The following is a 15,254-nucleotide window of genomic DNA, read 5'->3' on the forward strand; positions in this document are numbered from 1 at the left end:
GTGACCTTCGACACACACCGATCGGCGACGGGGCCCGTAGCCGGGCCGCTGTCGACCTATCGCCTGCAGATCACGGCCGGCTTCGACCTCGATGCGGCCGCGAACATCGTCGGCTATATTCGCGATCTCGGCGCCGACTGGGTCTACCTGTCGCCGCTGCTCAAAGCCGAAGCCGGATCGGATCACGGCTACGACGTCGTCGACCACTCCCTGGTCGACCCCGCGCGGGGCGGGGCGGATGCCCTGGACCGGCTCGCGGCGGCGGCGCACCAGGCCGGCCGGGGCATACTCGTCGACATCGTTCCGAATCATGTGGGGGTCGCGACCCCGGCGCACAACGCGTGGTGGTGGGATCTGCTGCAGAACGGCGAGCAGTCCCGCTATGCCGAGGCCTTCGACGTGGACTGGGCGTTCGGCCACGGCAAGATTCGCATCCCCGTCCTCGGTGACCCGGAATCCGGTGACGATGAAGGCGGCACTGCCCGTGGCGCGCTCGACCGGCTTGAACTCGTCGACGGCGAGCTGCACTACTTCGACAATCGCTTTCCGCTGGCCGCCGGAACCGCCGACGACGGTGCCAGCCCGGCCGACGTGCATGATCGGCAGCACTACGAACTCGTGAACTGGCGGCGGGCCGACGCCGAGTTGAACTATCGCCGGTTCTTCGCCGTGAACAGCCTGGCCGGCATCCGCGTCGAGGTGCCGTGGGTGTTTGACGAGTCGCACCGAGAAATTTTGCGCTGGGTGCGAGACGGTCTTGTCCAGGGGTTGCGGGTCGACCACCCCGACGGCCTCGCCGACCCGGCCGGCTACCTCGACGTGCTTCGCCGGGCCACCACGGGCACCTACGTGCTGGTTGAAAAAATTCTTGAGGGGCGTGAGCAGTTACCAACGAGTTGGGCGACGGCTGGCACCACCGGATACGACGCCCTCGCCGACGTCGACCGGGTACTTGTCGATCCGGCCGGCCAGAACGCCCTCGATGCCCTCGAGGCACGGCTGCACGGCGGCGACGCCCCCGCGTGGGCCGACCTGGTCTACCGCAACAAGCGCGCGGTGGCCGACGGCATTCTGCGCTCCGAGGTGCTGCGAATCTCACGTCTCGTGCAGAACGACGATCATAGCGTCGGCGACACCGCCGACGCCATGGCCGACCTGCTGGCCTGGTTTCCGGTGTACCGCTCCTACCTGCCCGTGGGCGGAGACAACCTGCAGGCGGCGGCGCGGTGGTCGACAGCGCACCGCCCCGACCTGCAGGTCGAGATCGACCGGCTGCTGCCCCTGCTGGGCGACCCGGGGCATCCGGCGGCCGTGCGCTTTCAACAGACCTCGGGCATGGTCATGGCCAAGGGTGTCGAAGATTGCGCCTATTACCGGTTCAGCCGGCTGACCTCGCTCAATGAGGTCGGTGCCGATCCCGACGAGTTTGCCGTATCGGTCGCAGACTTTCATGACCGGCAACGCACGCGCGAGGCGGCGTTTCCGCGCTCGATGACGAGCCTGTCGACCCACGACACCAAACGTGGCGAAGACGCGCGCGCGCGCATTGCGGTGCTCGCCGAGATGCCCGCCGAGTGGGAGGCCGGGTTCGAGCAGCTCCGGGCGGGGCACCCGCTCGCAGATGCCCCCTTCGAGAACCTGCTGTGGCAGGCGATCGTCGGCGCCTGGCCAGCCAGCCGGGAGCGGCTCGCGGCCTACGCGCTCAAAGCGGCCCGGGAAGCCGGGACCTCGACCACCTGGACGCAGCCGAACGTCGATTTCGAAGCGGCCCTCGACGAGCTTGTCACTTCCGCCGTCCAGTCGGGGTCGACCCGCGAACTCGTCACCGGCCTGGTCACGCGCGTGCAACACGCCGGCTGGAGTAATTCGCTCTCGCTCAAGCTGATGCAGCTGACCATGCCGGGAGTTCCCGACGTGTATCAGGGGAGTGAGCTGTGGGAGACCTCGCTCGTGGATCCCGACAACCGTCGGCCGATCGACTACGAGCTGCGCCGCGAGCTGTTGACCCGCATCGACAGCGGATGGCTCCCTCCCATCGACGAGAGCGGCGCGGCCAAGTTGCTGGTCACGTCTCGAGCCCTGCGGCTGCGCCGCGACCGGCCAGATAGCTTCACCCGCTACGCCCCGGTACCCGCATTCGGAGCAGCCGCGGGTCACGTCGTGGCATTCGACCGCGGGGGAGCGATCACGCTGGCTACGCGGCTGCCGATCGGGTTGCTGACTGCTGGCGGCTGGGGCGACACGACGATCGCCGTGGCCGGCCGCAGCTACATCGATGTGCTCACGCAGGAGAGCTTCGATGGCCCGATTCTGCGTGTCGGCGACCTGCTCGCGCGTTACCCGGTGGCGCTGTTGGTGGCCGCCGATGACCGAACAGCCCTACCCACCCCCACGGGAAGACACGCATGAACAATCAGGAATTTTCCGTCTGGGCGCCCGACGCGCGGGCGGTGCAGGTGCAATTGGGCCAGGACAGGCTCGAGCTGGTGTCGCGGGATGACGGGTGGTGGGAGCTGCCGGCATCCGCTCGCCTCGGCGTCGCCGCCACCGGCGACGTGGACTATGGGTTCATCGTCGATGGGCGCGGACCGTTCGCCGACCCGAGATCACGGCGCCAGCCCGCCGGGGTGCACGCCCTGTCACGTACCTTCGACGCCTCCGCCCATGTCTGGCAAGACACGAACTGGACCGGCCGCCAGCTCGCCGGCGCCATCATCTACGAACTGCACCTCGGAACCTTCACCCCGGAGGGAACCCTCGAAGCGGCCGCCGGCCGGCTCGATCACCTGCAATCGATCGGCGTCGATTTCGTTGAACTATTGCCGGTGAATGCTTTCAACGGCACGCACAACTGGGGCTACGACGGCGTGCTCTGGTACGCCGTGCACGAGGGCTACGGCGGCCCCGCCGCGTACCAGAAATTTGTCGACGCCTGCCACCAGCGCGGCATCGGCGTCATTCAGGACGTCGTCTACAACCACCTCGGGCCGAGCGGCAACTACCTGCCCGAGTTCGGTCCGTACCTGAGCGAGGATGCCGGTAACACCTGGGGATCCTCGCTCAACCTCGACGGGCCGCACTCCGACCCGGTGCGCCGGTACATTCTCGACAACGCGCTGATGTGGCTCGGCGACTACCACGTAGATGGCCTGCGCCTCGATGCGGTGCACGCGTTGCGCGATGCGAGGGCCACCCACCTGCTCGAGCAACTCGCCGTGGAGGTCGCCGCGCTGAGCGTCGAAACCGGGCGACCCCTCACCCTGATCGCCGAATCCGACCTCAACGACCCCCGACTCGTCACGCCGCGCGAGGCCAACGGCTATGGCCTCGACGCACAGTGGAGTGATGACTTTCATCACGCCGTGCACGTCGCCCTGACGGGCGAAACCACCGGCTACTACGCCGATTTCGAACCGCTCGGCGCCCTCGCCAAGGTGCTCACCCACGGGTTCTTTCACGACGGAACGTACTCGAGCTTTCGAAAGCGCACCCACGGCCGCCGCATCGACCTCGAGCGGATGCCCACCTGGCGGCTGGTCGTCGCCTCCCAGAACCACGACCAGATCGGGAACCGAGCCGTCGGCGACCGACTGAGCGGGCAACTCGATACCGGCCAGCTCGCGATTGCGGCCGCGTTGACCCTGCTCGGACCATACACGCCGATGTTGTTCATGGGTGAAGAGTGGGGAGCCACGACGCCGTGGCAATTCTTCACCTCGCATCCCGAACCCGAGCTTGGCGCCGCCACGGCCACCGGCCGCATCAACGAGTTCGCCCGCATGGGTTGGGATCCGGCGCAGGTACCCGACCCGCAAGATCGGCAGACCTTCGAGCGCTCCAGGCTCGACTGGAACGAGGCCGCCGAACCCGAACATGCCCGCCTGCTCGGGTTCTATCGCGCGCTGGCCGTGCTGCGACGCACCCATCCGGATTTCACCGACCCCCGATTCGGCCAGATCGCCGTTGCATTCGATGCGAACGAGGGGTGGTTGCGGCTGCACCGTGGCAACACTAAGACTTTATTCAATCTCGGTGCGCAGTCATTGCGCGTGCCCGCCGGTGGGGGAGAGGTCGTGTTGTCTTTCGCGACCGGTGACCAAGCCGTGCTGGGCCGGCTGCCCAACGCCGTGCAGCTGGCCCCGCACTCCGTCGTCGTCCTCGCCTGATCCGGTCTGGCAAGATAGGGCTCACCGCTGCACGAACAGGCAGCAGACGGGTGAGGAACCACGCATGGGATCGTTTCTGTCGCCGACAACGACCGCCGCACTGGAGCGATTGCACGCGATGCAAGCAGATGTCGGCTGCGCGCCCCTAGAACGGCTGCGCGCCATCCGCGCCCTGCAGAGCGCGCTCGAGCACGACCCGGCCACGCTCGTCGCCGTTCGCGACGCCTGCTCGGCCGCGAAATCATGGGATGAGATCGCCGACGCGACCGGGCTCAAGGCCCCGGCCGCCAAATGGCGCTGGGGTGGCACCGACGACGAGATCAGCGCCCGCCTGGAAGCGGGCCGCAAGCGTTCGGTGCGGCCGAGCAGTGTTCCGACCGACCTTCCCGGCCTGTCCGTCGCTGAGGCTGCTGCCGCGCGCGGTGTCAGCGCCCAGGCCATCTATCTGCAGGTGCGCCGCGGCACCCTGGTCAGCCGCACCGTGACCTTGCCCGACGGTCGCAGCTACAAACGTGTCTTTCCAGTTGCTACCCCCGGTGCCAATTTCAGCGCCGATCTGACCCCAGACTTCAATGGAGACGTCCCGCAATGACCAGTATGCCGACCACCCTGACAATCGACCGCCGCGCCGACCGGGTGCACGTCGAGCTCAACCGGCCCGACGTGCGCAACGCGATCGACCAGAGAATGATCGACGAGTTGCACGCGATCTGCGCCGAGCTCGAGCAGCAGCCGCGCATCCTCATCATCAGCGGCGCGAACGGTGTCTTCGCGTCGGGCGCCGACATCGCCCAACTGCGCGAACGCCGCCGCGACGACGCGCTGCTCGGCATAAACTCCGGGCTGTTCTCCCGCATCGCGAAGCTGCCGATGCCGGTCATCGCCGCGATCGACGGCTGGGCACTCGGCGGCGGCGCCGAGCTCGCCTACGCGGCCGACTTTCGCATCGCGTCAACGAGTGCCCGGCTCGGCAATCCAGAGACAGCGCTCGGCATCCTGCCCGCCGCCGGTGCGCTCTGGCGCCTGGCCGAGCTGGTCGGGGAGCCAGTGGCCAAGGAGATCATCCTGGCCGGGCGCATCCTGAGTGCCGCGGAGTGCCTGGCCGTGCACCTGGTTACCGCGGTGCACGACCCCGACGACCTGCTGGCCGCCGCACACGCGCTGGCCGACCGCATTGCCGCACAGGACCCGCTCGCGACGCGCCTGGCCAAGGAGGTTTTCCATGCGCCGCGCGCGTCGCATCCGCTGGTCGACAACGTCGCCCAGTCGATCCTGTTCGAGTCCGACGCCAAATTCACCCGAATGGATGCCTTCCTCGCCCGTCGCAAGCGCTGACTCGGCTCAAGTCCGCGGGCTGGGAGCGCGCCGCGCGATAAAGCGCTGGCTTCCGAACATTGAGATCGGCACTTGAGCACACGCCTGTCAGGTGCGCCAGGGTGGTTCGGCGCTGGGGGTGTTGGCGCGGTGGGTGCGAGCGGGTCGCCAGGTTTGGGTCGGGTCCCAGATGAGTGGCCCGCGTATCTGGGGTCTTCCTCGGACCATGCGGATTTTCCATCCGGTGGTGTCGATGGTGTGGTGGTGGTACCAGCATAAAAGGGTGCCGTTGTCGATGTTGGTCGGTCCGTTTTGCTGCCAGGGTGTGACGTGGTGCACTTCGCACCAGCGGGCCGGGATAGTGCAGCCGGGGATGACACAGCCCTCATCGCGGGCGGCGATCGCGGCGCGTTGCCTGGGGTGAAGCAGCGAAGTGTATCGCCGAGGTTGAGGACGTTGCCGTTCGGGCCGAGCAGTACTTGTTGGTAGCCGCCGGCGCAGATGAGTTCACTCACGCGGCGGAAGCTGAGGGGGGCGTCGATGCCGTCGATCCAGCCGACGCCGCGGCCCTGTTCGAGGTCGGCGGCGTTGATGTGCACCATCACGGTCGGCGCGGCGCCGCCCATGGTCGGGGTGTGTGGGTCGCGGGCGGCAGATTCGAAGATGGTGCGGAGGATGTCGGCGCGTTTCTCCCCGCCGGTACGGCGGTCGCCGTCGAACCGGGTGTCGCCCGTGAATGGTTCGTCACTGAACGGCGCAGTGCCGGCTCCGTGCCGGTGCCGGCACCAGGCTCGCCGTCGAGCAGTTCGGTTGGCAGAAACCTGGGTGTCGTCGACCGCGCCGACAGGTAGGTGTCGAACAGGGTGTCCATGATGCCGCGGAGTTCGGGGGTGACGTCGGCGCGCAGCGGGTAGAGCCCATTGCGGAGCAGCCCGAACGTCAGCGTGCTTGTGGCTTCGACGGCGTCGTCGTTGGGGGCGGTGCCGTCGGGATCGAGGCGGCCCTGCCATTCCAGGGCTTGGGCCTGCAGCAGGTCGGGCGCGAAGCGGATCCCCGCGCCGGGTAGCCCGGCGGTCTCTGGGGTGATGGCGCCGGTCGCCGAGGCGACGAGGGCGCGTTCGACCCGGTCGAGGTCGTCTTGCCCGACCCGGCCGTGTAACGCGGTCAGGGTGGTGGCGATGATCTCGGCCGACTCGATGCCGAGGTCGCCGCTTTTGAGGCCGGCGGCGATGACCGGGTAGCGGGCCGGCACGGGCAGGCCGAGCGGGGTGCGTTCCACNGCCGAGCGGGGTGCGTTCCACGGCGGTCTCGCCGAGCTTGAGGCGGCGTTTGGCTTCGCGGGCGGAGATGCCGGCGAGGTGGCTGATGAAATCGACCCGGTTGCGGCATCCGTTCTTGTAGGCGAGCGACCCGGTGCCAAGGTCGGCCTCGGCACGCGCACCAATGTCGGTGGTGGCGCGGAGCCTGGCCCCATCAACCTTACGGCCGAGAGCTTCCAGGGCCGCCATTACCGCGATGGCCTCGGTGTCGCCGAGGTGACCAAACCGCACCCCATCCAACGCCCCAGCCAGAATCGCACCAGCCTGGGCAATTGCCGCGACCCGGGAAACCTCGGGTTCCGGCACAGAACCGGCTGCAGCGGGCGGGGCGGTGAGGGTCATGGCGACGGTGCCTCCTTCACCCACAATTATAGCCCAAATAGCCTTCAAAGGCGATAAAATCTCATAAGTTAGTGAAGATTTTATAAGAGTTATCTACGATTCGCGAAGCGAGAGCGGGTCCCTGGTCTACCAGGGACCGCCGTTCGGGCCGCGCCCGAAAATCACAGCGGGTCAGCGAGTCCGATTTTCTGAGCGCGCGATCTCGAAACCGCCGGCGGCATAGATCGTCGTGAACGTCACCCCGGGATGCAGGGCCTCGGCCACGATTTGCGCCGACGTCCATTCAGCAGGCAGGCCGCCGGCTGCAAGGTCGATCACGAGGTAGTCCAGCCGGGGATTCTTGTTGCCGAGCCAATAGACATCCGTTCGTTCCACGAGATAGTTCATGAGCCCGATGTCTGATTCGACCCGAACACCATCGGGAACAACCCGGAGGGCGGCGGTCGCGGCAGCGGCGCGATCCGTCGAAAAGTTGACCGGGACATTCGTCAATCTGAACAGTGGCAGCGTCGTGGCGAGCACCAGCGCAGCAACAATCGAGACCGATGCCGCCTGCCTCCCATAGCCGCGCAGCCAGCGCCGCCGACTCGTGCGCACGAGGGTGATGCCGTCGAGGGCCGCGCAGAACGCGATCGGCATGAGCACGGCGCTGTATTGCCAGGTGGGACCCCAGTAGCCCGTGTTGTCGGAGAGAAAGCGCCAGGCGAGCGTCGGGAGGAGTACGAGCGCGAGCGGTGACCGCACCGCGATGACTCCGGAGGCTAGCAGGAGCAGCCCCAGGGTCACGCTCTTCTGCGGCTGAATCGCGGCGGCAGGGTCGCCCAGAATGCCGGGCAGGTCGATGCTGCTCGAATAGGCCCAGGCCCCGTGCGGGTTGAGCAGCGGCAGAATGATCAGGCTCGCCAGCGCGAACCAGCCCACGCCCCAAACGGCCAGCCAGATGCCGAGGGGTCGACGGCTGCGCACGGCCAGCACGATGCCGAGGGCCGCCACGGTCAGTCCGAGGTCTTCCTTCACGAACACGAGCGGCATCGCCCAAAGCAGGCACGGCACCCACTTGCGCCGGAGAAAGGCGGTCAGCGATAACGCCAGCAGTGGTACGGCAAATGCTATTTCGTGGAACTGCGCCTCCACCGCACCCTGCAGACCCCAGCTGAACGCAAATGCGAACCCGAACAGCGTGCCGGTTCGGGGCCCGAGCAGCCGAATGGCACCGTCGGTCAGGGCTGCAGCGGCGAGCCCGAACAGTGCGTTCTGCGCCACCAACAGGGTGAAGGCGTGCGGAAATAGAGCGAAAATCGGTCCGAGCAGTACCAACAGCGGATGAAAGTGGTCACCGAGAAGGTTGAAACCCTCGCCCTTGATCGTGACGATCGGAGCCTCGAACGCGGCGTATTGCCGGGCCAGCTGCGTGAAGATGCCAAGGTCCCAGGAGGGTGTAGCGAAACTGCGCCATTGCAGGGCCGACAACACGGTGTAAACCGCGGTGGTCACGATCCCGACGCCGGCTGGTAGCAGGAGCGGCCGTAGCGCGGGCCGGAGGTCACCGGCGCGTATTCCCCTCATTCGACCACGGTAACGCACCGGGTCATTCGCCCTCGCAGAGTTCCTGGGCGACACGGGACCTCATCGGGCCGGGTCACACGTCCCTGCCGTCTGACATCTGGGTATCACCCGGATCATCCTCATGGCGCCTTCGACTCCCCGTGCGAAGGTGTTTCTTCCGTGGGTGTCACAGATCGGCCAGCAGGCTCACCGGGCTTTCGATGCAGCGGGCCACAAAGGTGAGAAACCCCGCGGCGGTTCCGCCATCGCAGACACGGTGATCGAACACCATCGACAGTTCCACGACGGTGCGTACCGCGAGTTCGTGGTCGACCACCCACGGCCGCTCGATCATGCGTCCGATTCCGAGGATCGCCGCCTCCGGGTGGTTGATGATCGCGGCCGAGCCATCGACGCCGAGAGACCCGAAGTTGTTCAGGGTGAAGGTTCCGCCGGTGAGCGCGCTCGGCGCAAACGTGCCGTCCGGGGACTGCGCCACGAGCTCCGTCAGGGAATCGCGCAATTGCCGCATGCTCATGGCGTGCGCGCCGTGGATGACGGGAACCATCAGCCCGCGCGAGGTCTGCGCGGCAATGCCGAGATTCACCGCGCCGTGCTGCAGAATTTCCTGGCTCGCGGTATCGACCGAGGAATTGAGCACCGGAAATTGGCGCAAACCGGCCACGACGAAGCGCGCGATGAGCGCCGTCACGCTGAACCGCTCACCGCTCGCCTGCAGCAGCTGATCGCGGGCCGCGAAGAGGGCGGTCGCATCGACATCAAGCCAGATAGTGGCCTCGGGAATTTCCCGCCGCGACGTGCTCAGTCGCTGGGAGACAGCCTTACGCAGCCCGGAGATGGGAATGCGGATGTCGGCGCTCACCTCGTTGCGGGCGGTGGGTGCCGAGTGGGCAAGCGGCATCGCCACGTCGGAGGCCAGCGCCGACGACGCGGTCTGTGCGCGAATGTACCCCTCGACGTCGCTGCGCAGCACGAGAGCGGTGCGTCCGCTACCGGCATCGCCGCTGCCGGCCAGCATGCTCGCGTCAAAGCCATTGTCGCGGGCGAGTCGCCGCACGATCGGCGACACAACCGGGGAGCGGCGGCCCGGGTCGAGAATGACCGGCGAAGCGGATGCCGGCGCCTCGGTCGAAGGCGGGGCATCCGCTGCCACGGGGCTGGGAACGTTCGGCGTGCCGGCGCTGCCGAAACGACCGGCGGCTCCCGGTCGCGCCGGCCGCGTACTCTCGGTGGTGCCGTAGCCCACGAGGACCGCTCCGGAGCCTTCGGACGGTGCGCCGGTCGCCGCGACGGCCGGAACCCCCACCACGTCACCGGCCCCGATCGATGCGTCGGCCACCGTCAGCAGAACCTGCCCGGCGTGTATGACCTGCCCGGGTTCACCGAACAGGCTCGCCACGACGCCACCGTAGGGCGACGGCAGCTCAACGATCGACTTGGCCGATTCCACCTCGACCACGGCCTGGTCGATGACAATTGTGTCGCCGGGAGCGACCAGCCAGGCCACAATCTCCGCCTCGGTCAGGCCCTCACCCAGGTCGGGCAACAGAAATTCGCGGCTCATCAGGACCACTCCCAGGTCGACAGTGCGGAGAGAATGCGATCGGGAGTCGGCAAGAAGTACTCCTCGAGTTTGGGCGACGGGTAGGGAATGTCGAAGCCGGTGATGCGCAGAATCGGTGCGGCCAGGTAGAAGAAGTTGCGCTCGGTCAGGCGCGCGGCCACCTCGGCGCCGTAGCCGCCGAACTGCGCTGCTTCGTGCACGACGGCGGCCCGCCCGGTCTTGCGAACGGATGCCCCCACCGTTTCGTCATCGAACGGTGACAGGCTGCGCAGGTCGATGACCTCGATCGAGAGTCCCTCCGCGACAGCCTGCGCGGCCGTGGCGAGCGCCGTTTTCACGGTCGGCCCATAGGCGATGAGCGTGACATCGGTGCCCTCCCGCAGCACGACCGCCCGGTTCAGGGGCTCGGTCTGCACCGGCAGGGCCAGCTCGGCCTTGCTCCAGTACCGGCTCTTCGGCTCCATGAAAATCACCGGGTCGTCGCTTGCAATGGCCTCGCGCAGCATGGAATAGGCGTCGGCCGGGTTCGACGGGCTTACCACGGTCAGTCCGGGCGTCGCCGTCCAGTAGGCCTCGGAGGAATCGGAGTGGTGTTCTACCCCGCCGATGTCGCCGGCGTAGGGAATGCGAATGACGATCGGCAGCGGGATCTTGCCGCGCGTGCGGTTGCGCATCTTGGCCACGTGCGACACGATTTGCTGAAAGGCCGGATAGCTGAATGCGTCAAACTGCATCTCGACGACCGGACGCAGGCCGTACATGGCCATGCCGATCGCGGTACCCACAATGCCCGCCTCGGCCAGCGGGGAGTCGCTCACCCGGGTTTCGCCGAATTCGGCGTAGAGCCCGTCGGTGACGCGAAACACGCCGCCGAGCGGGCCGACGTCTTCGCCGAACAACACGATGGAAGGATCATCGACCATCGCATCGCGAATGGCCGCGTTGAGGGCGGCGGCCATGGTGAGGTTCTCCGGCGGGCGCACGGCCGTACCGGTGTCCAGGGTCGGCTGCGGGCTCATCGGCTGTTCTCTTCGTTCGAGGCGCTGCTCAGTGCAGCGGATGCGGCGGCATCGCCGTCGATTTCGGCCGCCAGAACGGCGCGCTGCTCGGCGAGGGCGGCGCGGGGAGTGGAATAGACGTGCTCGAACAGTTCCAGCGGATCGATGACGGCCTGCTCGCCCATACAGTCTCGGGTGGTCGTGGCGAGTTGCTCCGCGGCCGCCACGATGTCGGCGCGCACGTCTGCGGTGAGGGCGCCCTGCGCAACGAGGTACTTCTCCAGGCGTTCGATCGGGTCGCGGCTGCGCCACAGGTCGACGTCGGCGGTCTTGCGATAGCGGGTGGCGTCATCCGAGTTGGTGTGTGCCTCGATGCGGTAGGTGAGGCCCTCGATCAGGGTGGGGCCGCCGCCGCTGCGAGCGCGGTCCATGGCCGCCGAGACGACGGCGTACATGGCGGCGACGTCGTTGCCGTCGACGTAGTAGCCGGGCATGCCGTAGCCGATCGCCTTGTCCGCGATGGTGCGGCAGGCCATCTGCTTGTCGAGCGGCACGCTGATGGCGAACTGATTGTTCTGCACGAGGAAGACGACGGGAGCCTGCCAGACGGCGGCGAAGTTGAATGCCTCGTGCGCGTCGCCCTCGCTCGTGGCGCCGTCGCCCAGCAGGGTGAGCGCCACGGTGTCGTCACGCTTGAGCTTCGACGCGGTGGCGAGGCCGACGGCGTGCAGCGCCTGGGTGGCCAGCGGCGTAGCCTGCGGGGCGATGCGGTGCTTGGGATAGTCGTAGCCGCTGTGCCAGTCGCCGCGGAACGAGGCAAGGATGTCTTTCGGCTCGACCCCCCTGGTGAGCAGCGCAATGCTGTCGCGGTAGGTCGGAAACAGCCAGTCCTGCGGGGCGAGCGAGGCGACGGCTGCGATCTCGCAGGCTTCCTGGCCGAGCGCGGAGGGATAAGTGGCGAGGCGACCCTGCCGGGTGAGGGCGGTGACCTGCACATCGAACCGGCGGGCCACGACCATCTGTCGGTAGAGGCCGAGCAGCGTCGAGAGAGCTGGCAGGGTGAATCCGCCGCTCTCACTTTCGGCGACCGCGTGACCGGTGTCGTCGATCAAACGAAGGGGTGGGGGTGCGGGCACGGTGGTCAGGCTCCGGCTCTCGACATTGAGGCTCATGAGGCAATGGTGCGCCCTTTTTCGAGCGGTGCGCTGCGCTTTTTCGTAGTTGTGAACGATTGGCCGACCAGATCGCCTACAACGACCACGTGGCACGACTGAGATGTGAATTAGTGCCAGGCGTCCGGGGTTGCGCCGGGTGCATGCCCGATGATCTCGTCGAGAATGAGATGTGATCGGGTGGAAATCACCCCGGGCATGGTGTGGATATCACGCAGAATGGCCTGGCTGAGCTGTTCGTGGTCGGGAGCGCTCACCGTGAGGATGATGTCGATGTCGCCGCTCACGGCCTGGGCCTTCTCCACAAAGGGCAGTTGGGCCAATTGCGCGGCGATCTCGCCCCAGGCGACATCGCCGATCTTCACGACCACGAGCGCCGACACGTTGAGGCCGAGCGCCTTGCGGTCGGTCTGGGCGCCGAAACCGGTGATCACGCCGTGGCTGATCAGCTTCTGCACCCGGGTATGGGCAGCGGTGCGGGATATGTGCACCTGCAGGGCCAGTTGGCGCATCGAGAGTCGCCCGTCGAAGCTGAGCTCGGCGATGATCTGGCGATCAACGCCGTCGAGTCCGGGGTGGGGGATCTGTCGTTGCGTCATTGGACTCTCACAGTATCGGCGTCGTGGCCGATTCGTGTGGTCCCGCGGTGCGCGGGTCTGTCGTGCGCGGGTCTGCCGTGAGTCCGGCGGATTTGCGCAGCCCGCGCAGATAATGATTCTTGGGCCGGTGGCGCAGCACCCGTGGCAGGCGGGGATAGATCACGCGGATGCCGCTCAGCACCCGATCGAAGCGCCTCTGACGCCGCCTGGACCAGGGGAGTTCGAACAACACCCGAACCCGTGACGGTAGCAGTCCGGCGGTCAGGAGGCGGGCCAGCGGCAGGGCGGCCCGGTACCAGAGCGGGGCCGTGCGCGAATGCAGCAGCTCGAACGCGACCGCACGGGTGGTGGCATCCGTTCTCAGCAGCCGCAGTTGCTCGTTCCAATACCGGCGAAACGCGATGCGGTTGGCCGGCCACAGTTCCGGCGGCACCTGCAGCGCGGTGCCGAGGCGGGAGTATTCCCGGTACACCGCGTCGGCGCTCTTGTCGTCGAGCGGGCCGTGCACCAGGCCGTGCAGGTGGGTGGCCGATTCGTACAGCGTCGCGGCGACCCAGAGCTGCAGCTCGGGGGTGAACGCGTTGTACCCGGGTGAGGTGCCGGTTGAATGGACGGGAACGTGCGCGTGGTTCACCCGCGCCGCCATGGTGGCGGCCAGCTCCGCATCGCCGAAGACGATGGCGTAGACGTAGCTGAGCGTGCCGTTCAGTCGATCGAGCGGTCGATCGGCGAAATGACTGTGCTCGGCGACGCCGTGGCCGATGGCCGGATTGGCCAGCTGCAGCAGGATGGCCCGGCCTCCGGCGGCAATCAGGATGCCCTCACCCGCGACTCCCGTCATGCTCGGGGCCATCGTGCGGGACCGACGTTTGCTCACAGCTACCTCCCAATAAACACGCAGAACCCCGTGACACGCTGAGTGTATTCGGTCGGCCTGCATGCAGGCCCGGTCTGAACGTCCGATCAGGAGGAGATGAATTCTTGTCTTCTCGGGAATACGACCGTCTTCTATGCGCTTGCATGTATCCGAGGGCGACAATTCTTGGGCCCACACACTGGAGGAGAATTCTATGAGCGAGACCACCGTAACGAGCATCCCCGGCTTCAAGGCCGGATCCTGGACCATCGACAAGACCCACAGCTCGGTGAGCTTCAGCATTCGCCACATTGTCATCAGCAAGGTCAAGGGCACCTTCGAAGACTTCGACGCCACCTTCGTGACCGGCGAAAACCCGCTCGAGACGAGCGTCACCGCCTCGGCCAAGGTCGTCTCCATCAACACCAACGAGCCCAGCCGCGACGGTCACCTCCGCACCGGCGAATTCTTCGACGCCGAGACGTACCCGACGATCGACTTTGTGTCGACCGGTGTGCGCGAAGTCAAAGGGGAATACCTCGTCGATGGCGACATCACCATCAAGGGCGTCACCAAGCCGGCCACCTTCGAGCTCGAGTTCGGCGGCTTCGGTGGAGACCCCTACGGAAACTACAAGTTCGGTGCCACGGCCAAGACCGAGGTTAACCGTGAAGACTTCGGCCTCACCTACAACGCCGCCCTCGAAACCGGCGGCATGCTGCTCGGCGACAAGGTCACCATCACCCTCGAACTGCAGGCCGCGCTCAACGCGTAACCCGTAGCTTTCTAGCAGGGCCCCACCTCGGTGGGGCCCTGCTTTCGTTGACCTGCCGTGACCGGGATGAGGGGTATCCGCTCACGTCGCCGTCAGTGTCGGCGGCCAGCAGCTGCGGAGCCAGCACGCCCAGGTCGCCCAGCCCACTGCAGTACGGCGGGTGTGACAGAGACGGAAGTCATCCCCGCAAGCCACGCGCTGGCCGCGAACTGCTGCGCGCTGCGTCTGCCGAGGCTCAGACCGGGCGGGCGTCCTTGCCATCGAGCCACAACTCGACAGTCTCGTCGCGGTGTACGCCATCTGTGCCAACATGCTTCTCGCTGATCGTCGCACCATTCTTGATGACATAGACGAGGGCCATGGCGTGGCCGCGACCCAGTCCGTAGTCGGCCTTGAGCCAGTCGATGATGGCGCCGGCCTTCGTGGTTGGTGCGTCGAGGCCGCGTTCGTGGGCGAGGGCGACCAGCGCGCGCGGCGTGAACCCCGTTTTCTCTTCGATCGCGGTGAGGTAAGCCTGAAATGACATGGGGTCTCCTGACGTCGGGGCGCACTCGTCAGTATGCGGGAGCCGGTACCGCGGGGC

Annotated in this window: 14 protein-coding genes; 5 read left to right on the forward strand and 9 right to left on the reverse strand. The window is 67.0% G+C overall.

Translation table 11 applies throughout. The features are described 5' to 3' along the window. From treY to E3N85_RS02490, 4 genes are all read left to right on the forward strand, one after another. Positions 1-2,409: a malto-oligosyltrehalose synthase gene (gene treY, locus E3N85_RS02475; protein ID WP_134459043.1), complete on the forward strand. Its 2,409-nt coding sequence runs from the start codon at positions 1-3 to the stop codon at positions 2,407-2,409. Further along, positions 2,406-4,166: a malto-oligosyltrehalose trehalohydrolase gene (gene treZ / locus E3N85_RS02480; protein ID WP_134459045.1), complete on the forward strand. Its 1,761-nt coding sequence runs from the start codon at positions 2,406-2,408 to the stop codon at positions 4,164-4,166. The genes treY and treZ overlap by 4 nt, the downstream gene beginning before the upstream one ends. A 64-nt stretch (positions 4,167-4,230) precedes the next feature. Next, positions 4,231-4,758, forward strand: coding sequence for a hypothetical protein (locus tag E3N85_RS02485; protein WP_134459047.1), 528 nt, complete (start codon positions 4,231-4,233; stop codon positions 4,756-4,758). Continuing rightward, a complete protein-coding gene (locus E3N85_RS02490) occupies positions 4,755-5,501 on the forward strand; it encodes an enoyl-CoA hydratase/isomerase family protein (protein ID WP_134459049.1) in 747 nt (248 codons plus the stop codon). The genes E3N85_RS02485 and E3N85_RS02490 overlap by 4 nt, the downstream gene beginning before the upstream one ends. A gap of 87 nt (positions 5,502-5,588) precedes the next feature. Here the strand turns inward: E3N85_RS02490 and E3N85_RS17070 are convergent, their stop codons facing one another. The 8 genes from E3N85_RS17070 to E3N85_RS02530 all read right to left on the reverse strand — a co-directional run bounded on the left by E3N85_RS17070 (position 5,589) and on the right by E3N85_RS02530 (position 13,917). Next, complete coding sequence (locus E3N85_RS17070; protein WP_134459426.1) at positions 5,589-5,981, reverse strand: HNH endonuclease signature motif containing protein; 393 nt, start codon at positions 5,979-5,981, stop codon at positions 5,589-5,591. Positions 5,982-6,081: 100 nt separating this feature from the next. After that, positions 6,082-6,759, reverse strand: coding sequence for a DUF222 domain-containing protein (locus E3N85_RS02500; RefSeq protein WP_166783833.1), 678 nt, complete (start codon positions 6,757-6,759; stop codon positions 6,082-6,084). Positions 6,760-7,312: 553 nt separating this feature from the next. After that, a complete protein-coding gene (locus E3N85_RS02505) occupies positions 7,313-8,707 on the reverse strand; it encodes a DUF2079 domain-containing protein (protein WP_134459053.1) in 1,395 nt (464 codons plus the stop codon). A gap of 166 nt (positions 8,708-8,873) precedes the next feature. Further along, on the reverse strand, positions 8,874-10,271 hold the full coding sequence (locus tag E3N85_RS02510; RefSeq protein ID WP_134459055.1) for a dihydrolipoamide acetyltransferase family protein: 1,398 nt from the start codon (positions 10,269-10,271) through the stop codon (positions 8,874-8,876). Next, on the reverse strand, positions 10,271-11,290 hold the full coding sequence (locus tag E3N85_RS02515; RefSeq protein ID WP_134459057.1) for an alpha-ketoacid dehydrogenase subunit beta: 1,020 nt from the start codon (positions 11,288-11,290) through the stop codon (positions 10,271-10,273). Before E3N85_RS02515 ends, E3N85_RS02510 begins: the two co-directional genes overlap by 1 nt. Continuing rightward, positions 11,287-12,441: a thiamine pyrophosphate-dependent dehydrogenase E1 component subunit alpha gene (locus E3N85_RS02520; protein ID WP_134459059.1), complete on the reverse strand. Its 1,155-nt coding sequence runs from the start codon at positions 12,439-12,441 to the stop codon at positions 11,287-11,289. Before E3N85_RS02520 ends, E3N85_RS02515 begins: the two co-directional genes overlap by 4 nt. Before the next feature lie 110 nt (positions 12,442-12,551). Continuing rightward, positions 12,552-13,040, reverse strand: a complete 489-nt coding sequence (locus tag E3N85_RS02525) for an Lrp/AsnC family transcriptional regulator (RefSeq protein WP_134459061.1) — start codon at positions 13,038-13,040, stop codon at positions 12,552-12,554. Positions 13,041-13,047: 7 nt separating this feature from the next. Then, entirely contained in the window at positions 13,048-13,917 is an 870-nt protein-coding gene (locus E3N85_RS02530) for an oxygenase MpaB family protein (protein ID WP_241978264.1), read from the reverse strand. Positions 13,918-14,110: 193 nt separating this feature from the next. On the opposite strand from E3N85_RS02530, the gene E3N85_RS02535 reads away from it, so the two are divergent. Beyond that, positions 14,111-14,671 carry a YceI family protein gene (locus tag E3N85_RS02535; RefSeq protein WP_134459063.1) on the forward strand — a complete coding sequence of 187 codons (561 nt, stop codon included), beginning with the start codon at positions 14,111-14,113 and terminating at the stop codon, positions 14,669-14,671. 235 nt (positions 14,672-14,906) lie between these two features. On the opposite strand, the gene E3N85_RS02540 is transcribed toward E3N85_RS02535, so the two are convergent. Next, positions 14,907-15,197 carry a DUF4287 domain-containing protein gene (locus E3N85_RS02540; RefSeq protein ID WP_134459065.1) on the reverse strand — a complete coding sequence of 97 codons (291 nt, stop codon included), beginning with the start codon at positions 15,195-15,197 and terminating at the stop codon, positions 14,907-14,909. Positions 15,198-15,254 lie beyond the last annotated feature (57 nt).

Source organism: Cryobacterium sp. Hz9 (genome assembly GCF_004402825.1).
Classification (GTDB): Bacteria; Actinomycetota; Actinomycetes; order Actinomycetales; family Microbacteriaceae; genus Cryobacterium; species Cryobacterium gelidum.